The sequence below is a fragment of the Mesorhizobium sp. M5C.F.Cr.IN.023.01.1.1 genome, assembly GCF_003997585.1.
Classification (GTDB): domain Bacteria; phylum Pseudomonadota; class Alphaproteobacteria; order Rhizobiales; family Rhizobiaceae; genus Mesorhizobium; species Mesorhizobium wenxiniae.
The window spans coordinates 1-21,263 of sequence record NZ_RZSU01000042.1 but is presented as its reverse complement, the minus strand read 5'-3'; the positions used below and the strand labels follow the sequence as shown (position 1 = coordinate 21,263).

Here is a 21,263-nt window from a genome sequence, read left to right as displayed (position 1 = left end):
GCCCATGACAAACCCGGACATCGTCATCATCGGCTCCGGCATCGGCGGCGCCACGACCGCTTCCGGCCTTGCCGGCAGCGGCGCCTCGATCCTGATGCTGGAGCGCGGCGAGAAGCTGCCGACGACCCCGCACACGCGCGACACACGCGCCATCTTCGTCGACGGCCACTACCGGCCGAAGGAAATGTGGCGCGAGGCCGGGGGTGCTGCGTTCAACCCCGGCAACTACTACTATGTCGGCGGCAATTCGAAATTCTATGGCGCGGTGCTGATCCGCTACCGCAGGCAAGATTTTTCCGCCATGGAGCACTATGGCGGCATCTCGCCGGCCTGGCCGTTCTCCTATGAGCACTTCGAGCCGTGGTATTCCAGGGCCGAGCAGCTTTTTCGCGTGCGCGGCGCACTCGGCGAAGACCCGACCGAGCCGTTCCACTCCATCCCCTATGCGTTCGGGCCGGTGCCGGATGAGCCGCCCATCGCCCGCGCCCGCGCCGAACTCAAGGGCCTCGGCCTGCATCCGGCATCGCTGCCGCTCGGCGTCGATATCGATGCCTGGCTAAAGGACGGCCAGACAGGCTGGGACGCGTTTCCCAACACCGGGACCGGCAAGGTCGATGCCCAAACAGGGCCGCTGACGGAGGCACTTACCGACCGGAACATCAGGCTCGAGACCGGCGCCCATGTCGAATATCTCGAAGCGTCGTCGGATGCCAGGACGATTGCCGCCGTTCACTATCGCCAGAATGGCACGCTCAAGAAAGTGACGCCGAAGCTGGTCATCCTCTCGGCCGGCGCGGTCAATTCGGCGGTCATCCTGCTGCGCTCGCCCTCTCCCAGCAGCAAGGGTGGGGGCAACGGCCTCGCCAACCGTTCCGACCAGGTCGGCCGCAACTTCATGAACCACAATTCGAGCGCCATGCTGGCGATCGATCCGCGCCGCAGGAACACGTCCGTCTACCAGAAGACGCTGATGCTCAACGACTACTATCTGTCCGACGGGAAGGGCGGCAAGCCGCTCGGCAACGTCCAGCTTCTCGGCAAGATCGACGGCTATATCCTGAGGGCCAACGTCAAGCTTGCACCCAAATTCGCGCTGGACTTCATGGCCGGCCACGCCGTCGACTGGTATCTGATGTGCGAGGACCTGCCCGATCCCGAAAGCCGCATCATGGTCGACGGCAAGGATATCGTCATGCAGTGGCGGCGTTCAAACATGCAGTCGCTCGACGGGCTGACCAAGGTGATGCGCGAGAATTTCCGTGCCTGCGGCTATCCGATCGTCCTGTCGCGGCCTTTCGACAAGCGCACGCCGTCGCATCAGTGCGGAACGGTCAAGATGGGCGACGATCCGGCGACCTCGCCGCTCGACCCGTTCTGCCGCTCGTTCGACCACCGGAACCTGTTTGTCGTCGACGCTAGCTTCCTGCCGAACTCGGCGGCGGTCAATCCGGCGCTGTCGATCGCAGCACAAGCACTGCGCGTCGCCGACCACATCCGCAAGACGGAGCTTGTCGCATGACCCGCCCGGCAGCCATCGTCACCGGCGGCGCGCGCGGCATCGGCCTTGCTTGCGCCGAGGCGCTGGCCGATGCGGGCTTCGACATCCTTGTCGTGGACCTTGCCGAAAAAGCCGGTGACGGGCTTGCCGCTGACATTGCCGCCCACGGCGCGAAATTCGCCTATCATTGCGGCGACATCGCCGATCTCGACAGCCATGCGGCGCTGGTCGATGCCGCGACAAGCGCCTTCGGTCGCATCGATTGCCTGATCAACAATGCCGGCATCGGCGCCGTCATACGCGGCGACCTGCTGGAACTGAAACCGGACAATTTCGACAGGATTCTCGGCATCAATCTGCGCGGCACCGTCTTCCTCAGCCAGGCCGTTGCCAGGGCGATGCTTGCAACGCCGGGTGATTACCCCCGATCGATCATCACCATCACCTCGGTCAGCGCCGAAATGGCCTCGCCCGAACGTGCCGACTATTGCATCTCCAAGGCCGGACTTTCGATGTGGGTAAAAAACCTGGCGCTTCGGCTCGCCGCCGAAAACATCGGCGTGTTCGAGGTGCGGCCGGGCATCATCCGCACCGACATGACATCAGGCGTCACCGCCAAATACGACGCGCTGATCGACGGCGGGCTGGTGCCGGCGAAGCGCTGGGGCGAAGCCGCCGATGTCGGCGCCGCGGTCGCGGCACTCGCCGGCGGCAAGCTCGGTTTTTCGACCGGCTCGATCATCAATGTCGACGGCGCACTGTCGGTGCCGAGGCTGTGAACAGGTGACGCCATGACCGACTACATCATCGTCGGCGCCGGGCCGGCCGGTTGCGTCCTCGCCAACCGTCTGAGCGAAGATCCGTCGCATCAGGTGCTGCTGCTCGAGGCCGGCGGCAAGGACTGGCACCCGCTGATCCACATGCCGGCCGGTTTCGCCAAGATGACCAAGGGCATCGCCGCCTGGGGCTGGTCGACCGTGCCGCAAAAGCACATGAAGGACCGCGTCTTCCGGTACACGCAGGCCAAGGTGATCGGCGGCGGCTCCTCCATCAACGCCCAGATCTATACACGCGGCAATGCCCGCGATTACGACGCCTGGGAAAAGGAAGAGGGCCTTGCCGGCTGGGGCTATCGCGACGTGCTGCCCTATTTCAAGCGGGCCGAGAACAACCAGCGCTACGCCAATGATTATCACGGCGACCAGGGCCCGCTCGGCGTGTCGAACCCGATTGCACCGCTGCCGATCTGCGAGGCCTATTTCCGCGCCGGGCAGGAGATGGGCATTCCCTTCAATCCGGACTTCAACGGAGTAGCCCAAGAAGGCGTCGGCTACTATCAATTGACGCAGAAGGACGCGAGGCGCTCCTCTGCCTCGGTTGCCTATCTCAGGCCGATCCGCGAGCGCAAGAACCTGACCGTCAGGACCGATGTGCTGGTGACGCGCATCGTCATCGGCAAAGGCCGCGCCGTCGGGGTCGAGATCATCGACAGGCCGGGCGGTCAGCCGACGATCCTGCGCGCCGAGCGCGAGGTGATCGTCTCGTCCGGCGCCATCGGCTCGCCGAAGCTTCTGATGCAGTCGGGCATCGGCCCGGCCGATCATCTGAAGTCGGTCGGCGTGACGCCGGTGCATGATCTGCCCGGTGTCGGTTCCAACCTGCAGGATCATCTCGACCTGTTCGTCATTGCCGAATGCACCGGCGACCACACCTACGACAACTACGCCAAGCTGCACCGGACCGTGTGGGCAGGCCTGCAATATCTGCTGCTCAAGAAGGGCCCGGTTGCCTCCAGCCTGTTCGAGACCGGCGGCTTCTGGTACGCCGATCCGACCGCCGCCTCGCCCGATATCCAGCTCCATCTCGGCCTCGGCTCCGGCATCGAGGCCGGCGTCGAGAAACTGAACAATCCGGGCGTGACGCTGAACTCGGCCTTCCTGCGCCCGCGTTCACGCGGCACGGTACGGCTGAACAGTGCCAACCCGGCCGACAGCCCGCTGATCGATCCAAATTACTGGGCTGATCCCCACGATCGCGACATGTCGATCAAGGGGCTCAGGCTGGCGCGCGAGATCATGCGGCAGAAGGCGCTTGCCGCTTACGTGCTGCGCGAGGTGCTGCCGGGACCGACACTCACCAGCGACGACGAGCTGTTCGACTATGCCTGCCGCAGTTCCAAGACCGACCACCACCCTGTCGGCACCTGCCGCATGGGCCATGACGCGATGAGCGTGGTAACGCCCGACCTCAGGCTGCGCGGCATCGAGGGTCTGCGAGTCTGCGACGCCTCGGTGATGCCGCGCATCCCCTCCTCCAACACCAATGCACCGACGATCATGGTCGGCGAAAAAGGCGCCGATCTGATCCTTGGCCGCGAACCGCTGCCGCCGGCCGTGTTTTCCACCAACCAAGCGGCATGAGATCGCAAGAATGATCAGGCACTGTGTCTTCGCTCGATTCCGCAATGACGTCACCGACGACCAGCGAGCAGGCGATCCATGCCGCTCTCGAAGCATTGCGACGGCTGATCGACGGCATGGGCAAGGTCGAATTCATGCCAACACCAGCCCAGAACCGTTCGCGCGCGGCTTCACGCACGGCTTCACCATCGACTTCCGCGATGCCGCAGCATGCGACGCCTATCTGATGCATGAGGCTCACAGCCGAGCCGGCGCCCGGCTGGTCGCGGCGCTTGAAGGCGGCACGGATGGGCTGATGGTGTCCGATCTGGACATAAGCGCTTAGCTTACCCGAGCCTCAGCGCGACCACCCCGGCAACAATGCTGAGCACGGCGGCACCGCGCCATCCCGTCATCTTCTCCCCGAGCGCAAACACCGAAATCATCATGGCGAACAGGATCGAGGTTTCGCGCAGCGCCGCGACTGAGGCGATCGGCGCCTTGGTCATCGCCCACATCACGATCCAGTAGGCGGCGCCGCTGAGCACGCCGGTGTACACGCCCGCCTTCCAGTCGCGCGCCAGCACCGGCAGCGCCTTTGGTCCGCGAAAGATCAGGCACAGCACCAGCGCCCATGCCGCATCACAGACGAACAGCCATGCCGCATAGCTCGATGCAGTTGCGGCCAGCCGCGCGCCGCTGCCGTCGGAAAGCGTATAGCTGGCGATGAAGATCGATGTGCCCAGCGCAAAGCCGACGGCGCGCAGGTTCAGCCTTTCCAGATGCGCGCCGCCGCGAAACGACAGCACCAGCGTCCCGGCCGACAAAAGAACGATCCCGGCGATGGCCAGCGGTGTCGGAACTTCAGCGACAACCACCATGCCGCCAAGTGCTGCAAGCAGCGGTGCGGTGCCGCGCGCCAGCGGATAGGTCTGCGCCAAATCACCGGCCTTATAGGCGCCGATCAGAAACGTTCTGTAACCCATGTGGAAGACCACCGAGGCGATGATATAGGGCCACACTTCCGACTTCGGCACCTCGACGAAAGGCAGAGCCAGAAGCGCCACGGCGCCCATGCCGAGCGTCATCAGCGTGATCGACAGGAAGCGGTCGAGATGGACCTTGACCAGCGCGTTCCAGATCGCGTGCATGGCGGCGGCGGCAAGCACCGCGAAGAAGACGAACAAGCTCATCGGCGGCTCATCCGCCTCCGGCCCCCGTTGTGAACGGCGTTTCCAGGTCGATGTCGACCCGCAGCGGAAAATGGTCCGAGGCGATTTCGTCGATATCGGCACTGACCGAGCGCACGCGGCCCGCCAACATCCCGCCGACGAAGCAATGGTCGAGCCGGCGCTTTGCCAGCCTGCCGTCGATGGTCTTCACATGGGTATGGAAATCCGCCGTCGGTTCGCTGGCGACAGCGGCGGCATCGACAAAACCGTCGAGATAGGCAGCACCGCGATGGTACGGCGTGCTGCCGACTATGCGCCGGCACTCGGCGCTGCCCGGCTCCATGTTGAAATCGCCCATCCAGATCGCCGCCAGCGGGTTTTCCGGCTCCGGCTCGCCATTGCTCCAATTGCGCTCGGGTTCGTCATCGGCGCCGCTCCACGGGCCGCCGTCGGACGGTGCACGGCGATGCTCGGCGAGCAGGTAATCGATCTGCTCCAGCCGCTCTTCGACGGCGATATGCGCGAGATGCAGCGACAGCACCCGCACCGGACCGGCACGGGTGCGGATCATGCATTCAAGCGCCGCGTTGCGGGTGTTGAGGGGACGCACCGTGCGGCGCAGTGGCAACGTGTGCAGGCGCGACCAGACGATCGGCAGCTTGGACAGGATCATGGTGCCGAATTGCCGCCGCCGGTTGACGATGCGACCGTCATGTCGCTCGCTGGCGTCCATGTCGAAGGCCGGGCCATAAACCCAATGGTATTCCGGCAGTAGCCGGGAAAGGATTTCCGGCTGGTCATCTTCGTTGCTGCGTAGCCAGTGCCGTTCCACTTCCTGCAACGCGATGATGTCTGCGCCAGCGACAACCTCGGCGGAGCGCGCGAGATCGTAGCGGCCGTCGCTGCCGAAACCGTACTGGATGTTGTAGCTGACCAGCTTCATTGCTTAACCGGCTCAATTTCGTGATGGCAGTAGCGGTTTGGCGGATTGGTTGCAATGTGCAGCCGGATGGAGAGAGCTTGGGCCACACAGCACGCGGCTAAGTCGTCAGCGGCTGGAATCGTCCCGGCGGAGAGGCGGCCAATTCCGACCAGTCGATTTCCTCCTCCAGGCGATGATACGCTTCATCGCCGATCGTGCCGTCGATACGCAGCTGTTCCAGCGCGTCACGCTGGCTCTTTATCGCATAGAGACGCAATCTGTCGTACTCGGTCGCTGCCTGGGCGTCGTCCGGGTTTTCAGCGATCGTACGCTGCGCGGTAAATTGCTCGCGGACCACGGCCGCGGCATTCGATGTCTTGCCGCTCAACACGTCCAGCGCTGCCTGCATGATGGCGACGCGTGCCTGCGCGACCTCGCGGTCGACAGTTCCGTCCGGATCGAGACGCAGCAAGCGCAGCAGCGGCTTCAGGCTCATGCCTTGCAGCACCAATGTGCCGAGAACGACCGAGAAGGCGGCGAGCACGATCGGGTCGCGCCCCGGAAAGTCGGCCGGCAAGGCAAACGCTGCCGCAAGGGTGACCAGACCACGCATGCCACACCAGCCGATCAGCACGCCGCCGCGGAACGACGGGGCTTCAGCCTTCCGTTCCGCGTCACCGAAGGCGGCAAGCCACCTGATGATCGCGCCGCATCCCAGAACCCAGACAAGGCGCGAGACGATGACGACAGCCAGCACGGCTGCGGCGAAGACGAACGCTTCGACCTGCCCCTGCTCGGCCAGCCGGCCGACGATCAATCGTGCCTGAAGTCCCATCAGGACGAAGGCCAGAACGTTCAGCACGAAGACCGCCGTCTCCCAGACCGAGTAGGAGCTGACGCGATTTCTGGCCGGCATGCGGCGCGGCGCGGTGCGCGCGATGGTCATGGCATAGACGACGATCGTAATGATGGCGGAGAGCCCGATCTTGTCGGCCAGGATCCAGACGCCGAAAGTCCCGGCAAATTGCACCACCGTGCCACTTGCCGGATCGCTGATGCGACTGAGGGTGACGAGAGACAGCCGGCCGAGCACATAACCAGCGGCAAGGCTGCCGACCGTCGACAGCAAGATCATCGGAACCGCGCTGCTCAGCAGGATGGAGCCGGCAGCAGCGGAAACCGCCATGCGGTAGATCAGGAGTGCCGTGGCGTCGTTGAGCAGGCTTTCTCCTTGCAGGATCGCGGTGACGCGATGCGGCACCTTGAACTGTCCAAGCACGGCCGACGCTGCGACGGCATCGGGCGGCGCCACGATCGCGCCGAGGGCGATTGCCGCGGCGATCGGCAAGCCTGCCATTGTCCATCCGACAAGCGCCACGGCAGCAGTGGTGAAAACGACGGCGCCAAGCGCCAGCAAGGCAAGTGGCAGTCTGTAGCGATTGAGATCGCGCAGCGACGTGTCGTAGGCAGCATCGAGAAGCACCGGCGCGATGAACAAGGCGAGCGCCAGTTCGGGATCGATCTCGATAGTCGGCGCAAACGGCAGGAAGGCGATACCGGCGCCCGCCAATGCCAGCAACGAAGGATAGGGAACCTGGAGACGCCGCGACAGCGCCGTCAGCGCGACGGCGATCAGCAGAAGAACAAGGGTCAGCTCGAAAAGCGCCATTCCCTACCGTACCGGTGAAGCCGGGCGATTGGCACCGCAAAAAAAGGCGACCGGCTTTGGCTGATGTGAATGGTGAATGGCATGCAGAGAAGTTTCGGCGCGTAAAGTGCCTTCTTGCTATTCACTATTCACCATTCACCATTCACTCTTCCCCTAATGCAGCACCAGCATGTCGCCCGACGAGAAGGAAATCTCGGCCTTTTCGCCGACGGCGGGAGGCGGGGTGGCCGGGCTGTTGAACGTGTCGAGCGACACCGTGCTGCCGCCGATGCCGACCCGAACCCGGATGACCGAGCCGAGGAAATGCACTTCGGTAATCTCGCCCGAAAGACTGGCGTCACGGCCGGGATGGCGACCGAGCGAAATCGCCTCGGGCCGCAGCGCCAACGACAGCGTGTCGCCGGACTTGGAGCCGTTAAGCTTTCCCTGCAGCGAGATCTCTTGCGCATTGACGCGCACCTTGCCCGACGCCGCGTCGGTGACGGTGCCTTCGAGCACGTTCAGCGTGCCGACGAAATTGGCAACGAATTTGGTCGCCGGCCGGTTGTAGATCTCGAACGGCGTGCCGACCTGCTCGGCCTTGCCGCCATACATGACGGCGATGCGGTCGGAGATCGACAGCGCCTCTTCCTGGTCGTGGGTGACGAAGACGGTGGTGATGCCGAGCTTCTTCTGGATCGAGCGGATTTCCTCGCGCAGCGACACGCGGACCTTGGCGTCGAGCGCCGACAGCGGCTCGTCGAGCAGCAGGAGCTTCGGCTTCGGCGCAATGGCCCGCGCCAGCGCGATGCGCTGCTGCTGGCCGCCGGAGAGCTGATAGGGATAGCGGTCGCCCATCTGCGGCAGCTTGATGAGGTCGAGCATCTCGGCAACGCGCCTGTCGGCATCGGCCTTTGGCATGCCCGCGACCTTCAGCCCGAAGCCGATGTTCTGCGCCACGGTCAGGTTCGGAAACAGCGCATAGGCCTGGAACACCATGCCGACATTGCGCTGGTTGGGCTTGAGCCGGGTGATGTCCTTGCCGGCCACCACGATCCTGCCGGCGCTCGGCTCCTCGAAGCCGGCGACCATGCGCAGCACCGTCGTCTTGCCGCAGCCCGATGGCCCGAGGAAGGAGACAAATTCGCCCGGCTCGACGTCGAGATTGAAGTCCTGGACGACGGTGGTGGCGCCGAAGGCTTTTCGCACCTGCTGGATGGAGAGGAATGGCTCGGCCATGGCTTTTCTTTCGGTCAGTACTTTTCGATCAGTTTGGCCGGTTCGCCGATCGCGGCGCAAAACGCGACAGGATCTGGATCAGCGACATGCAGCCCCAGGTGATGGCGAACGAAATGAGCGCCAGTGCCGACGGCTCATAGGCACTGTTGGCGCCGATATTCTGCAGGTAAGGGCCGAAGGCTGGGCGATTCAACAGCGAGGCCATGGTGAACTCGCCGATGACGATGGCGAAACTCAGGAACGCGCCGGATAAGACAGCGATCAGTACGTTCGGCAGGATGATGCGAGCGATGATGGTGGTCCAGCCGGCGCCGAGGATTTGTGCGGCTTCGGTGAGCGTTCTGACGTCGATGGTCCTGAGACCGGTATCGACCGCCCGGTACATATAGGGCAGCGCCAGCACTGCATAGCCGATGACCAGCAGAGCATCGGTGCCGCGCGCTGTCGCCAGAAAAGGCAGCGTTGAATTCGAACCGAACATTCTGATGTAGCCGAAGACGATGACGATAGCGGGAATAACCAGGGGCAGCAGCGTGATGAACTCTACGACCGGCCGCAGATTCGGTAGCCGCAGCCGTATCCAGTAAGCCGTCGGGACAACGAGCAGCACGCCCAGAAGGATGGTGAAGACCGCCACAACGACGGAATAGGTAAATGTCGTCTGGAAATTCGGATCTCCGAAGACTGAGCGGTAGGCGTCAAAGGAGTATTCCCCTCGCCGCTTGCGCAAAGAGAATTCAAAGGTCGCCAAAAGCGGCAGGACAAAATAGGTGGTTCCCACGCCAAAAACGAGCCAAGCCCAAAAGCGGCTGCCTTGCTTCATTTCAGCCACCGTTCGGCTCGCCGTTGGAACAAGATATAGAAGAGGTTGGCCAGGCCGGTGATGACGATCATGCCGAACGCAAGCGCATAGCCTAGATTCGGATTGTAAAGCACGTCGCCGCGAATCTGCGCGAACAGCTGGATTGGCACGATGTTGAGTGACGGCCCCGTCAGTGCATAGGCCGTTGCGACCGCCCCGAAGGCGTTGGCAAAGAGGAGGACCGTCGTACCGAGAAAGCTCGGCCATAACACCGGGATGACCACCATGCGCCAATATTGCCAATTGGTTGCCCCGAGCGTGGCGGCAGCTTCGCCCCATTCCTTCTTCAACCCATCGACCGCCGGCGTGATGATGACGATCATCAATGGAATCTGGAAATAGAGATAGGTGAGAATCAGGCCCCAAAACGAAAAGATACTGAAGCCGAGCGAATAGATGTTGATGCCGAAAACGTCACGCAACAGGATCGTCGCCACTCCGAGCCGACCTAGCGTTGCAATGAACGAGAATGCCAGCGGTACGCCCGCGAAATTCGAGGCGACGCCCGAGAAGGTCAAGGTTGCCGAGCGTAACCACGGCGGCAAGCCTCCGCGAACCACTGCCACCGCCATGGCCAGGCCGATCAAGGCGCCAAGGACCGCAGAGACAAAGCTGATCTGAATGGATACCCAATAGGCTGCGGCGAGCTTGGGTTGCGACAACGCTATGATGTTGTCGAACGTATAGTCGCCGGCTGCATTTTTGAACGCGCCCGCGATCAGCCCTACAGTGGGCAAGATCAGAAAGACCAGCGCGAAAACGAAGAACGGAGTTATGCCTAACCAATGCAGTGGCAGCCGAAGGCGGCTGATCTCCGGCGCGCCAGGACTGACGCGGGCTGTCTGGGAGATTGTGGACTCTGCCATGGAATTCCCGAAGTCTGGCATAGGGCGCCGGCCGGCGAACGGCCGGCGCCCTATGAATTACTTCACGACGGCGCCAACGATGGCATCCCAGTTCGTGCTGATTTCCTTCTTGGCGGCGTTCTGTTCCTCCAAGGTTGGGAAAATCGCTTTTTCGTAGTTCTCGGCAGCCGGCAGCTTGTCCAGCATCTCCTTCGGGATCACGCCCTTCTTGGCGAGATCATTGAAGCGGATCGGGTGGCAGTAGCCCTTCAGCCAGCCGAGCTGGCCTTCGTCCGAGTAGAGGTACTCCATCCACAGCTTGGCGGCGTTCGGATGCGGCGCATAGGCGCTGATCGCCTGTACGTAGACGCCTGCGACCACTGCTCCCTTTGGCACGACGATTTCGATTTCCGGATTGCCGGCCATCTTATCGCGCATGGCGAGCAGGTTGTAGTCCCAGTTCATCACGATCGGCGTCGTGCCCTGGGCAACGGCTGCCGCTTCACCGTCGACGGGCACGAAGTTGCCGGCATCGTTGAGCTGCTTGAAGAACTGCAGACCCTTGGCGGCGGCGTCCTGGCCGCCGGTACCGCCAGCCGCGAGGCCCGAAGCGTAGACCGACATGACGGCGTTGTTCGAGGTGCGCGGGTCACCGGCGAGCGCCACCGAGTTGGCGTATTCCGGCTTCTGCAGGTCAGCCCAGTCCTGTGGTGCGTTCTGCACGACGGCCTTGTTCACGCCGAAGGCGAGCACGCCGTAGTAGTCGCCGTACCAGTAGCCATCGGCATCCTTGGCGCTGTCAGGGATCGTATCCCAGGTCGACACCTTGTAGGGCTGGATCAGGCCGTCTGCCTTGGCGGACGGGCCAAAAGACAGGCCGACGTCGATGACATCAGGCGCCTGCGGGCCCTTATTGTCCTTGTTGGCCTTGATCGCCTCGATCTCATCGCCGGACCCGGCATCGGGATTGAGCTCGTTGATGGTGATTTCCGGATACTTCGCCTTGAAGCCGGCGATGACGTCGCCATAGCCGCACCAGCTGTGCGGCAGCGCGATGGTGGTGAGCTGGCCTTCCGCCTTGGCGGCGGCGACCAGTTCATCCATGGACTGCGCCGACGAGATGGCAGAGGTCGCCATCAGGGCGACGGCCGTAAGGGAAAGCACTTTTCCCGTGAATTTGAACATGTGTTCTCTCCGTTGAACTGACGCCGTTGGACGCCTGCGATGCGGTATCGTTTTCGTGTGACAGCCCGATGAAAGCTTTGTGAAAGCGATGCCCTGCAGTACGAAAAAGTAAACTCTTTTTAACCGGCTGTAGCAATCGCTCCGCGATTATTTTTCCGGCTAACGAACTTCTGTCTTAACTTCCACCTTTTCCCCTTTCTTTGCCCTCAATTTCCCAGATCAACTTTCGGCGCGAAAAACGTCTCAGACGGTGCCGGCAATGGCATTGTCGAGCAGCGTCAGCGCCGCCTTCCTGGTCAGCTTGACCGGGTTGCCGCCGGCGGTCGGATCGACCACCGCCATGTCGGCGATCAGGCCCTTGCGCTTCTTGTCCATGTCAAGCCCCTTGATCAGGCCCGGCAACGCGTGCGGCACCTTCAATTCCTTGCGAAGCTTGATGACGGCCTTGGCGAAGCCGTCGAAGCCGCCCTTGATGCCGCAATAAGCCGCGAGCCGGGCGATGCGCACCTCGATGGCGTCGCGGTTGAAGGCCAGCACGTAAGGCATGAACACGGCGTTGGTCATGCCGTGATGGGTGTCGTAGAGTGCGCCGATCGGATGCGACAGCGAGTGGATCGCGCCCAGCCCCTTCTGGAAAGCGGCGGCGCCCATGGCGGCCGCACTCATCATGTGGGCGCGGGCGACAAGATCCCTACCGTTGGCATAGGCCTTCGGCAGGTTCTCCAAGACGAGCCGCACGCCTTCGACAGCGATGCCGTCGGCCATCGGATGATAGCCCGGCGCGCAATAGGCCTCGAGGCAGTGAGCAAGCGCGTCCATGCCTGTGCCGGCGGTGATGAAGCCCGGCATGCCGACCGACAGTTCCGGATCGGCGATGACGATGGCCGGCAAAAGCTTCGGATGGAAGATGACCTTCTTGGTGTGGGTCGCTTCATTGGTGATGACGCCGGCGCGGCCGACCTCCGAGCCGGTGCCGGCGGTGGTCGGCACGGCGATGATCGGTGCGATCGCATCGGAGTTGGCGCGCGTCCACCAGTCGCCGATATCTTCGAAATCCCAGACCGGCCGCGCCTGGCCGGCCTGGAAGGCGATCAGCTTGCCGAGGTCGAGCGCCGAACCGCCGCCGAAGGCGATGACGCCGTCATGCTTGCCCTTCTGGAACACGGCAATGCCGGCGGTCAGGTTGGAGTCGACCGGGTTCGGCTTGACCTCGGAAAACACGCCATAGGGTACCTTGGCGTCGTCGAGGATCTTCAGCGTCGAGGCGACCACCGGCAGCTTGGCTAGCCCCGGATCGGTAACGAAGAGCGGCCGCTTGATGCCCGTGGCATCAAGCACATCAGGCAATTCCTTGATGCGCCCCGCGCCGAAGCGCACGGTTGTCGGATAGTTCCATTTGGAAATGAGTTTTGACATTTTTATCTTTCAGAAATTCAGATGGCTTCACGCAAGTGATATGATTTCGGCCTCGTCAGATTGTCGTAGCCGATGGCCGACAGGGCGGCGCCCTTGCCGGTGTCCTTGACACCGGTCCAGACCAGCGCCGGATCGAGATAGTCGCAGCGGTTCATGAACACGGTGCCGGTCTCGATGCGATCGCCGATCGCCGCCGCATGCTCGGTGTCGGGCGTCCAGATCGAGGCTGTCAGCCCATAGGGGCTGTCGTTCATCAGCGCGATCGCCTCTTCGTCGTTGCGCACCTTCATGATGCCGACGATCGGCCCAAAACTTTCCTCGCGCATGACACTCATCTGATGATCGACCTCGGTCAGCACCTCCGGCGCCAGATAGGGCGAGCCTTGCTCGTCATTGGCAACCTTCATGTTGATGTGGGCCTTGGCGCCCTTGCGCAGCGCCTCGGCCTTCTGCTCGCGGATCAGGTCGGCGAAGCGCGCCTGTGCCATCGGCCCCATCGTCGTCGCCTGGTCGAGCGGGTTGCCGACGACGTAGTTCTTGGTTTCGGCGATAAAGCCTTCGATGAATTCGTCATAGACCTTCTCATGGACATAGACGCGCTCGATGCCGCAGCAGCACTGGCCGGAATTGTAGAAGGCCCCGTCGACCAGGTTGGCGACGGCATGATCCATCTTGGCGTCGGCCAGCACATAGGCCGGGTCCTTGCCGCCGAGTTCGAGGCCGAGCGTCATGAACGTGCCCGCCGCGGCCTTTTCGATGGCGCGGCCACCGGCAACCGACCCGGTGAAATTGACATGGTCGATCTTGCCCGATCCGAGCAGTTTTTCGGTCTGCACATGGTTCATGACGAGGTTCTGGAACAGACCTTTGGGCAGGCCTGCTTTGTCGAACGCCTGTTGAAAACGTTCGCCGACCAGCAGCGTCTGCGCCGCATGCTTAAGGATGACGGCACTGCCGGCCATCAGCGCCGGCACGATGGTGTTGACGGCGGTGAGGTAGGGATAGTTCCACGGCGCAATCACCATGACCACGCCGAGCGGCACCTTCTTCACATAGCGGCGAAAACCGTCCTTCGGATTGGAGGCGAGGACCGGCTTGAGTGCCGCTTCCGCGATCTCGACCATGTAGCTGGTACGTTCCCTGACGCCGCCGAACTCGCCGCCATAGCGCACCGGACGACCCATCTGCCAGGCGATCTCCGGCACGATCTCGTCGGTCATGGCGACCAACGCTTCCAACATCGCCAGCATGTACTTGCCGCGCTCGACGATCGGTGTTTCAGCCCATTTCTCCTGCGCCGCCTTGGCACGCTCGACCGCCGCATTGATCGCCTGGTCCGTGGTCACAGGCCGCTCGGCATAGATCGAACCATCGACGGGAGATTTTATCTTGACCGTTTCGGTCATTCCTTTGAGTCCTCACAGCTAACGACAATCTCGGTTTGGCCGCCCGCCGTCCGCCACCAAAGGCCGAAGGGCAGCACTGGCGTAGTTTAGTACCGCTCGAACCCCCTGTGCAGTTCCCAATCGGTAATGCGGCGGTCGTATTCGAACTGCTCCCAGTGAGCCGTATGGACATAATGCTCGAGCACGCCGTCGCCGAGCGCCTGCTTCAGCATCTCCGATTTCGCCAGCGTCTCGGTGGCATCACGCAGGGTCTTCGGAATTTCCGGCAGCTGCGAGGCTTGATAGGCATCGCCGACGAAGGGTTTTTGCAGTTCAAGCTTTTCGTCGATGCCGGCAAGGCCGGCCGCGATCAGCGCGGCGAAGGCGAGATAGGGGTTCAGATCGGCGCCGCCGATGCGGCATTCCATGCGGATGCCCTTGGTGCCCTCGCCGCACAGGCGGAAACCGGCGGTGCGGTTGTCCTCGCTCCACATGATCTTGGTCGGCGCGAAAGTGCCGGCCTGGAAGCGCTTGTAGGAGTTGATGTAGGGCGCCAGGAACCAGGTGAATTCCTTGGCGTATTTGAGCTGGCCCGCCGCCCATTGCTGGCCGAGCGTAGACAGCGTCCATTCGGCATTCTTGTCATAAAAAAGCGGCGTCTTGCCGTCGGCGCTCCACAGCGAATTGTGGATGTGGCTGGAATTGCCGGCCAGCCCGTAATTGTACTTGGCCATGAACGAAATCGCCTTGCCTTCAGACTCGGCGATCTCCTTGGCGCCGTTCTTCAGGATGACGTGGCGGTCGGCCATGTCGAGCGCCTCGGCATAGCGGACGTTGATTTCTTCCTGGCCCGGACCCCACTCGCCCTTGGAGTTCTCGATCGGTATGCCGGCCGCTTCCATCTCATTGCGCAGCCGGCGCATGACGCCTTCTTCCTTGGTGGTGATGCCGATCTGGTAGTCGCCGATATAGGGCGAGGCTGTGTCGAGGCCTTGCCAGTGCTTCTTGCGAGCGGAATCGTAGGTTTCGCTGAACAGATAGAATTCGAGCTCGGAGGCGAAATAGCCGATATAGCCGCGCTCGCTCAGCCGTTTGACCTGCTTCTTCAGGATGGCGCGCGGCGAATGCGGCAGGTCATCATGGGTGTGATGGTCGAGCACGTCGCAGATCACCAGCGCCGTCTTTTCCAGCCATGGAATGCGCCGCAGCGTCGACAGATCGGGCTTCATGACGAAGTCGCCGTAACCCTTCGACCAGCTCGCCGCCTTGTAGCCGGGCACCGGCTCCATATCGATGTCGGCGGCCAAGAGATAGTTGCAGCCATGCGTCTCGTCATGGGCGGAATCGACGAAATACTGGGCCAGGAACCGCTTTCCCGCTAGCCGGCCCTGCATGTCGACGATGCAGGCCAGCACCGTGTCGATCTCGCCGCTGGAGACCGCCTTCTTCAACTGATCGAACGAGAAATTTCCGGCCATTTTATCAAAACTCCGCCGGTCTGGCCGGCCCTGGCTGTCATCGTCGTGGAAACCGGCCGCCGAGGGCGGCCGGTCGGTTCAGGTCGATCGGGTCGGTCCTGCGGCTCAGCCGTAGCGGTAGGGCGGCCCGGCCTTGGTCATGACCTCGCGGTAGTCGCGCAGTATCTTGATGACCTTCGCGGGCCGGTCGCCGGTTGCCGCGATCTCGTCCCAGAACTTCTCGGCTTCCGCTTCGACGGTGGCCCATTCCGCGTCGGGGATGGTGGTGAGTTCCATCTTGCCGCCGGAAACGCGCAGGCTCGCCTCGCCCGCCCAGTACCAGTGAAGCCGATAGTAGTGCGAGGAGTCCATGGTGAGCTTGAACAGTTCCTGCAGATGCGGCGGCACGGCATTCCAGCGCTCGGTATTGGCGAAGAACGAGCCTATCCAGGCGCCGCAGATGTTGTTGGTGAGGAAGTATTTGGTCACGTCGGCCCAGCCCACCGTGTAGTCCTCGGTGATGCCCGACCACGCGATGCCGTCGAGCTCGCCCGTCTGCACCGCGACTTCCACGTCTTCCCACGGCAGCGTGACCGGCACGACGCCGAAGCGCGATAGGAATTTGCCGGCGGTCGGGAAGGTGAAGACCCGCTTGCCTTTGAGGTCATCGAGGCTGCGGATCGGCTCCTTCGTGTTGAAATTGCACGGGTCCCATGAGCCGGCCGACAGCCAGGTCACGTTCTCGACCTCGCCATAGGCCTCCGACCAGATTTCAGCCAGTCCGTATTTGTAGAACAGCGCCTGAACGTCGAGCGAATAACGGGTCGCGAACGGAAAATAGCCGCCAAACACGCGGATATCGACCGGCGCCGCCATCGAATCGTCATCCGACTGGACGGCGTCGATGGTGCCGTTCTGCATGGCGCGGAACAGTTCGCCCGTTGGCACGAGTTGGTCGGCAAAGTAGAGCTCGATCACCATCTCGCCGTTTGCCGCCTTGTTGAAGGCGTCGATCGCCGGCTTGATGACGTGTTCGCCGAGTGCCGGTCCGGCATAGGTCTGCAGGCGCCATTTGATCGGCGTTTGCGCCCTGACGATGCTCGGCGCCGCCAGCGTCGTCGCGCCTGCCGCAGTCGCCAGGCCTGCCTTGGTCAGAAATGTGCGTCTTGATTGCATGATAGCTCTCCACTCTGTTGGCTTCGTTGATCTCCGCTTGCCACGGCTGTTATCTGTCATTTTCTTCCGCTTCGGGTCCCCGCCTTCTCCACGCCGCCGTCACTGCCGCAGATAGAGATGTTGCGGCAGCCACAGAGCGATCTGCGGAAACGCCATGACGATGACGAGAGCAAGCAACATCACCGCCACAAATGGCACGATCGACCGATAGATATCCCCGAGCGACACCTCGGGCGGCGCCATGGCGCGCATCAGGAACAGATTGTAGCCGAAAGGCGGCGTCATATACGCGATCTGGCAGGTGATCGTGTAGAGCACGCCATACCAGATGAGATCGAAGCCGAGCAGCTTGACCAACGGCACGTAGAGCGGCGCGACGATGACCAGCATCGCCGTATCGTCGAGGAACATGCCCATGATCAGGTAGGAGAGCTGCATCATGATCAAGATCTGCCAAGGCGTCAGCCCCAGTTGGTCGATGAAGAAGCTCTCGATCGCCCTGACCGCGCCGAGCCCGTCGAACACCGCGCCGAAGGCGAGTGCCGCGACGATGATCCACATGAACATGCAGGAGACGCCGAGCGTCTTGCGGACCGAAGTATGCAAGATCAACCAGCTGAGCCGGCGCTTTGCGATGGCGACGATGGTGGCCGCCACGGCGCCGACCGCCGAGCTTTCCACCAGGCTGGTGACACCCATCAGGAACAGTCCGGTCATCGTGAAGAAGATGAAGAACGGCGCGATGCCGGCCGAAAGCAGCTTCAGCTTCTCCTTGAGCGGCATTGCCCGCTCCTCGGCCGGCAGCACCGGGCCGAGCTGCGGCTGCAGCCAGCAGCGGACGACGATGTAGAGAATGAATAGTCCGGCCATGAGCAGTCCGGGGAAGACGCCCGCGAGCCATAGCTGGCCGACCGGCTGGCGCGCGATCATGGCGTAAAGGACGAGCACCACCGACGGAGGTATGAGGATGCCGAGCGAGGAACCGGCCTGGATCACGCCGGTGACCATCACCTTGTCATAGCCGCGCCTGAGCAGTTCCGGCAGCGCGATTGTGGCACCGATTGCCATGCCCGCGACCGAAAGGCCGTTCATCGCCGAGATCACCACCATCAGCATGATCGTGCCGATCGCCAGTCCGCCCTGGACCGGGCCGAACCAGACGTGGAACATCCTGTAGAGATCGTCGGCAATGCCGGTCTCCGACATGACGTAGCCCATGTAGATGAACATCGGCAGCGTCAGAAGCGGATACCACTTCATGATCTTCATTGCCTGGTTGAAGCCTATCTCCGACCCACCCGTGCCCCACAGGAAAAAGGCGAAGATGACGGCGACGAAGCCGATGGCCGCAAAGACCCGCTGCCCCGTGACCATGAGCAGCATCATCAGCGAGAACATCAAAATGGCGATGAGGTCGTAGCTCACTGAACCGAACCTCCACGAGCCGCGGCTATATCTTTTAACCACTCGGCGATCGCCTGCAGCAGCATCAGGAAGATGCCGACGCACATCACGATCTTGATCGGCGCCATGTAGGGGCCCCAGGACGAATAGCTCGTCTCGCCGTAACGGAGCGCGTAGGCGGAGCTGGAAAAGCCGCCATGGAGCATGAAACCAAGATACACGACGAGGAAGACGACGGTGAAGATATCGACGCGGGCGCGGCCGCGCAGCGACCAGCGGCCGTACCAGAGGTCCATGCGCACATGCGAATCGCCGATCAGCGAATAGCCGCCACCCAGCATGAAGTAGGCGATCATCAGGAACTGCGCCATCTCGAGCGTCCACAAGGGCGGGATCGAGAAAGTCTTCATGATCGACGAGTAGAGCAGCACCCCGATCATGATGAAGATCAGGTACATGGAAAACAGGCCGACCACGCGGTTCACGGCCTCGACGCCGCGAATGAAGGATCTGATCGCTCTAGTCAACATTTTGGCGCCCATTCATCTGCGTTCCCACGGCCATCTGATCCCTGCGCGATTGCGGCTCGATGACGCGCATGATCGAGGTGAGCAGACCCGCCCAGCGTTGCTGTTCTTCCTCCCCGGATATCTCATCATTGCGGATTTCGATCATGGCGCAAGGGAGGCCCCGACGGCGGCCATGAATTTCGAGCGTATGGTAGACCCGGTCGGCTGGGGAATAGGGTTCGTTGACGCCGACGGCGAGCCCTTTTCGCAACCGGAGCGCGGCGATCAGCGGCGCGGCGAGGCTCGTGTCGTCGTCATGGATGATGCCGATTTCCCAGGGGCGCGGGACGCCCTTATAGACCGGGGTGAAGGAATGGACCGCGACGAGCCATGTCTGGCGTCCAGATGCCTGGCGCTCCGAGATCACATCCTCGATGGCGGCGTGAAAAGGATCGTAGGCGAGCGCGATGCGCCGCGCCCGGCCCTCCGCCGTCAGCCCGGCATTGCCCGGAATGGCCGTGGTCTCGCTGACCGGCGGCACCAGGTCGGGCGCGTCCAGTGGCCGGTTGCAGTCGATGACAAGGCGCGAAATGCGGGTCTCGACCAGCGTGGCGTCAAGCGCCTCGGCCATGCGGCGGGCGACCGGGAGCGCGCCGGGGTCCCAGGCGATGTGGCGGGAAAGCTCTCCGGCAGCAAGGCCGAGCGTTCCGAATTCCGGCGGCAGGAAATTGGAGGCGTGATCGCAGGTCAGCACGAAAGGGCTCGATCCGCCAGGGTTCGTCACCCTCACGGTTTCAGGCGATGCAAGGCTGGCGGGCCGTGCTGTCTCCATTGTTTTCAGTCCCCGGGGAGAGCTGTATCGTATATTACGTATTTTGTCTCATTGCGTCCCTATGGATGATTTCATACAGTTTATCCGGCTTTGTCAAACGCGATTTCGGATCAAATGCGATTTCGGCAGAACGGCAATGGGTGGGAAAAGATGATTTCGAGCATTGCCGAACTGATCTCGGACCGCATCGGCACGATGCCGGCGGGCGAGCGCCGAGCGGCGCAAACGCTGATCGCCAATTATCCGCTGATCGGCCTGAAGACGGTCGCCGAGTTCTCAGCTGCCGCCGGCGTTTCCTCGCCGACCATCCTGCGTTTCGTCGCCCGGCTCGGCTTCCAGAACTACCCGGAATTTCAGTCGGCGCTGCAGGACGAGCTGGCGGCGCAACTGCAGTCGCCGGCGTCACGGACGCTCAACCCGCCATCGCCGAACGGCGGCGCAGTGTCGCCGATGCTGGAGGCGACGCTCGACAACATGCGCGAGACGTTCAGGCACCTGTCCGACAAACAGCTTGCCGACATCGTCGCAAAGCTTGCCGACCGGCGCGGCAAGACCTTCCTGATCGGTGGCCGCTTCACCGATCCGCTGGCGCGCTACATGGCCGCCCACCTCGCCATCATCCAGCCCAATGTCTTTCACCTCGCCGGACAGGAAAGCGTCTGGCGCGACCGGCTGATCGACATGGGAAAGCGCGACGTGCTGGTGATCTTCGACATCAGGCGCTACCAGGACAGCCTGGTCCGTTTCGCCGAGACGGCGCATCAGCGCGGCGTGCAGATCGTGCTGTTCACCGACCAGTGGCTGTCGCCGATCGCTCGCTTCGCCCGCCATGTCATCGCCGGGCGCACCGCCGTGCCCTCGGCCTGGGACTCTTCGGCGGCCCTTTTCGTCGTTGCCGAAACGCTGATCGGTGCCGTCACCCGGCAGCTCGAGGCCGACGGCGCCAAACGCATCCGCGAGCTGGAAAGCCTGCGGTAGCGGCCGCCGTCGATGCCGTAGATGCCAAACTCAACCGCGTCAGGCCGCAAACGCAAACGGCCCGCACTGAGGCGGGCCGTTTGTGTATTTGGTTGCGGGGACAGGATTTGAACCTGTGACCTTCAGGTTATGAGCCTGACGAGCTACCGGGCTGCTCCACCCCGCGTCAACTTTTCAAGCAAGTCAGCGCTTTACTTAGGTACAAGTTCCGCCAAATGGAAAGGGCCGCTTGCGCGGCCCGAGCTCGCGATTGGCGGGCCTGTTTTGTAAGGAGAAGATTTGGATTCTTGCGACGTGCGTTTTGCAGACCTGGCAGCGACCTACTCTCCCGCGTCT

Annotated in this window: 19 protein-coding genes and 1 tRNA gene; 5 read left to right on the top strand and 15 right to left on the bottom strand. The window is 62.6% G+C overall.

Annotation, left to right across the window (positions count from 1 at the left end):
• Positions 1 to 4: 4 nt before the first annotated feature.
• Genes EOA78_RS18100 through EOA78_RS18085 form a run of 4 tightly spaced genes read left to right on the top strand, consistent with a single transcriptional unit; the run spans position 5 to position 4,243 of the window.
• Positions 5 to 1,519, top strand: a complete 1,515-nt coding sequence (locus EOA78_RS18100; protein ID WP_127316310.1) for a GMC family oxidoreductase — start codon at positions 5 to 7, stop codon at positions 1,517 to 1,519.
• On the top strand, positions 1,516 to 2,277 hold the full coding sequence (locus tag EOA78_RS18095; RefSeq protein WP_127316309.1) for a 3-ketoacyl-ACP reductase: 762 nt from the start codon (positions 1,516 to 1,518) through the stop codon (positions 2,275 to 2,277). Before EOA78_RS18100 ends, EOA78_RS18095 begins: the two co-directional genes overlap by 4 nt.
• 12 nt (positions 2,278 to 2,289) lie before the next feature.
• Positions 2,290 to 3,918 (top strand): GMC family oxidoreductase N-terminal domain-containing protein, encoded by a 1,629-nt coding sequence (locus EOA78_RS18090; RefSeq protein WP_127316308.1) that lies wholly within the window; start codon positions 2,290 to 2,292, stop codon positions 3,916 to 3,918.
• 10 nt (positions 3,919 to 3,928) lie between these two features.
• Entirely contained in the window at positions 3,929 to 4,243 is a 315-nt protein-coding gene (locus EOA78_RS18085) for a Dabb family protein (protein ID WP_127316307.1), read from the top strand.
• Between the two features lies 1 nt (position 4,244).
• Here the strand turns inward: EOA78_RS18085 and EOA78_RS18080 are convergent, their stop codons facing one another.
• From EOA78_RS18080 to EOA78_RS18015, 14 genes are all read right to left on the bottom strand, one after another.
• Positions 4,245 to 5,090: an EamA family transporter gene (locus EOA78_RS18080; RefSeq protein ID WP_127316306.1), complete on the bottom strand. Its 846-nt coding sequence runs from the start codon at positions 5,088 to 5,090 to the stop codon at positions 4,245 to 4,247.
• 7 nt (positions 5,091 to 5,097) lie between these two features.
• Entirely contained in the window at positions 5,098 to 6,012 is a 915-nt protein-coding gene (locus EOA78_RS18075) for an endonuclease/exonuclease/phosphatase family protein (protein ID WP_127316305.1), read from the bottom strand.
• Between the two features lie 97 nt (positions 6,013 to 6,109).
• On the bottom strand, positions 6,110 to 7,660 hold the full coding sequence (locus tag EOA78_RS18070) for a sodium:proton antiporter (protein ID WP_127316304.1): 1,551 nt from the start codon (positions 7,658 to 7,660) through the stop codon (positions 6,110 to 6,112).
• 153 nt (positions 7,661 to 7,813) lie between these two features.
• Positions 7,814 to 8,878 carry an ABC transporter ATP-binding protein gene (locus EOA78_RS18065; RefSeq protein WP_127316303.1) on the bottom strand — a complete coding sequence of 355 codons (1,065 nt, stop codon included), beginning with the start codon at positions 8,876 to 8,878 and terminating at the stop codon, positions 7,814 to 7,816.
• Positions 8,879 to 8,906: 28 nt separating this feature from the next.
• Positions 8,907 to 9,701, bottom strand: a complete 795-nt coding sequence (locus EOA78_RS18060; RefSeq protein WP_065007618.1) for an ABC transporter permease — start codon at positions 9,699 to 9,701, stop codon at positions 8,907 to 8,909.
• Positions 9,698 to 10,606 carry an ABC transporter permease subunit gene (locus EOA78_RS18055; protein WP_127316302.1) on the bottom strand — a complete coding sequence of 303 codons (909 nt, stop codon included), beginning with the start codon at positions 10,604 to 10,606 and terminating at the stop codon, positions 9,698 to 9,700. Before EOA78_RS18055 ends, EOA78_RS18060 begins: the two co-directional genes overlap by 4 nt.
• Before the next feature lie 57 nt (positions 10,607 to 10,663).
• Entirely contained in the window at positions 10,664 to 11,770 is a 1,107-nt protein-coding gene (locus EOA78_RS18050; RefSeq protein ID WP_065007620.1) for an ABC transporter substrate-binding protein, read from the bottom strand.
• A 243-nt stretch (positions 11,771 to 12,013) separates the two neighbouring features.
• Positions 12,014 to 13,186, bottom strand: a complete 1,173-nt coding sequence (locus EOA78_RS18045; protein ID WP_127316301.1) for an iron-containing alcohol dehydrogenase — start codon at positions 13,184 to 13,186, stop codon at positions 12,014 to 12,016.
• 17 nt (positions 13,187 to 13,203) lie between these two features.
• Positions 13,204 to 14,592, bottom strand: a complete 1,389-nt coding sequence (locus EOA78_RS18040; protein WP_127316300.1) for an aldehyde dehydrogenase family protein — start codon at positions 14,590 to 14,592, stop codon at positions 13,204 to 13,206.
• An 86-nt stretch (positions 14,593 to 14,678) separates the two neighbouring features.
• A complete protein-coding gene (locus EOA78_RS18035) occupies positions 14,679 to 16,049 on the bottom strand; it encodes a glutamine synthetase family protein (protein ID WP_127316299.1) in 1,371 nt (456 codons plus the stop codon).
• 105 nt (positions 16,050 to 16,154) lie between these two features.
• Complete coding sequence (locus EOA78_RS18030) at positions 16,155 to 17,204, bottom strand: TRAP transporter substrate-binding protein (protein ID WP_127316298.1); 1,050 nt, start codon at positions 17,202 to 17,204, stop codon at positions 16,155 to 16,157.
• A 99-nt stretch (positions 17,205 to 17,303) separates the two neighbouring features.
• The gene (locus tag EOA78_RS18025) at positions 17,304 to 18,629 is read right to left on the bottom strand and encodes a TRAP transporter large permease subunit (RefSeq protein WP_127316297.1); all 1,326 of its coding nucleotides are present in this window, start codon (positions 18,627 to 18,629) and stop codon (positions 17,304 to 17,306) included.
• Entirely contained in the window at positions 18,626 to 19,138 is a 513-nt protein-coding gene (locus EOA78_RS18020) for a TRAP transporter small permease subunit (protein ID WP_348628489.1), read from the bottom strand. The genes EOA78_RS18025 and EOA78_RS18020 overlap by 4 nt, the downstream gene beginning before the upstream one ends.
• Positions 19,128 to 19,949, bottom strand: a complete 822-nt coding sequence (locus EOA78_RS18015; protein WP_127316295.1) for an N-formylglutamate amidohydrolase — start codon at positions 19,947 to 19,949, stop codon at positions 19,128 to 19,130. The genes EOA78_RS18020 and EOA78_RS18015 overlap by 11 nt, the downstream gene beginning before the upstream one ends.
• A 150-nt stretch (positions 19,950 to 20,099) precedes the next feature.
• Between EOA78_RS18015 and EOA78_RS18010 the strand changes: the two genes are divergently transcribed.
• Positions 20,100 to 20,927 carry a MurR/RpiR family transcriptional regulator gene (locus EOA78_RS18010; RefSeq protein ID WP_127316294.1) on the top strand — a complete coding sequence of 276 codons (828 nt, stop codon included), beginning with the start codon at positions 20,100 to 20,102 and terminating at the stop codon, positions 20,925 to 20,927.
• Between the two features lie 89 nt (positions 20,928 to 21,016).
• On the opposite strand, the gene EOA78_RS18005 is transcribed toward EOA78_RS18010, so the two are convergent.
• A tRNA-Met gene (locus EOA78_RS18005) sits at positions 21,017 to 21,093 on the bottom strand.
• Between the last annotated feature and the right edge of the window lie 170 nt (positions 21,094 to 21,263).

Coding starts and splice junctions, on each gene's coding strand:
- EOA78_RS18080 (WP_127316306.1), bottom strand. CDS start 5,090: ATGAGCTTGTTCGTCTTCTTCGCGGTGCTTGCCGCCGCCGCCATGCAC.
- EOA78_RS18020 (WP_348628489.1), bottom strand. CDS start 19,138: ATGTTGACTAGAGCGATCAGATCCTTCATTCGCGGCGTCGAGGCCGTG.
- EOA78_RS18040 (WP_127316300.1), bottom strand. CDS start 14,592: ATGACCGAAACGGTCAAGATAAAATCTCCCGTCGATGGTTCGATCTAT.
- EOA78_RS18090 (WP_127316308.1), top strand. CDS start 2,290: ATGACCGACTACATCATCGTCGGCGCCGGGCCGGCCGGTTGCGTCCTC.
- EOA78_RS18085 (WP_127316307.1), top strand. CDS start 3,929: ATGATCAGGCACTGTGTCTTCGCTCGATTCCGCAATGACGTCACCGAC.
- EOA78_RS18035 (WP_127316299.1), bottom strand. CDS start 16,049: ATGGCCGGAAATTTCTCGTTCGATCAGTTGAAGAAGGCGGTCTCCAGC.
- EOA78_RS18100 (WP_127316310.1), top strand. CDS start 5: ATGACAAACCCGGACATCGTCATCATCGGCTCCGGCATCGGCGGCGCC.
- EOA78_RS18075 (WP_127316305.1), bottom strand. CDS start 6,012: ATGAAGCTGGTCAGCTACAACATCCAGTACGGTTTCGGCAGCGACGGC.
- EOA78_RS18050 (WP_065007620.1), bottom strand. CDS start 11,770: ATGTTCAAATTCACGGGAAAAGTGCTTTCCCTTACGGCCGTCGCCCTG.
- EOA78_RS18065 (WP_127316303.1), bottom strand. CDS start 8,878: ATGGCCGAGCCATTCCTCTCCATCCAGCAGGTGCGAAAAGCCTTCGGC.
- EOA78_RS18045 (WP_127316301.1), bottom strand. CDS start 13,186: ATGTCAAAACTCATTTCCAAATGGAACTATCCGACAACCGTGCGCTTC.
- EOA78_RS18055 (WP_127316302.1), bottom strand. CDS start 10,606: ATGGCAGAGTCCACAATCTCCCAGACAGCCCGCGTCAGTCCTGGCGCG.
- EOA78_RS18015 (WP_127316295.1), bottom strand. CDS start 19,949: ATGGAGACAGCACGGCCCGCCAGCCTTGCATCGCCTGAAACCGTGAGG.
- EOA78_RS18010 (WP_127316294.1), top strand. CDS start 20,100: ATGATTTCGAGCATTGCCGAACTGATCTCGGACCGCATCGGCACGATG.
- EOA78_RS18095 (WP_127316309.1), top strand. CDS start 1,516: ATGACCCGCCCGGCAGCCATCGTCACCGGCGGCGCGCGCGGCATCGGC.
- EOA78_RS18060 (WP_065007618.1), bottom strand. CDS start 9,701: ATGAAGCAAGGCAGCCGCTTTTGGGCTTGGCTCGTTTTTGGCGTGGGA.
- EOA78_RS18070 (WP_127316304.1), bottom strand. CDS start 7,660: ATGGCGCTTTTCGAGCTGACCCTTGTTCTTCTGCTGATCGCCGTCGCG.
- EOA78_RS18030 (WP_127316298.1), bottom strand. CDS start 17,204: ATGCAATCAAGACGCACATTTCTGACCAAGGCAGGCCTGGCGACTGCG.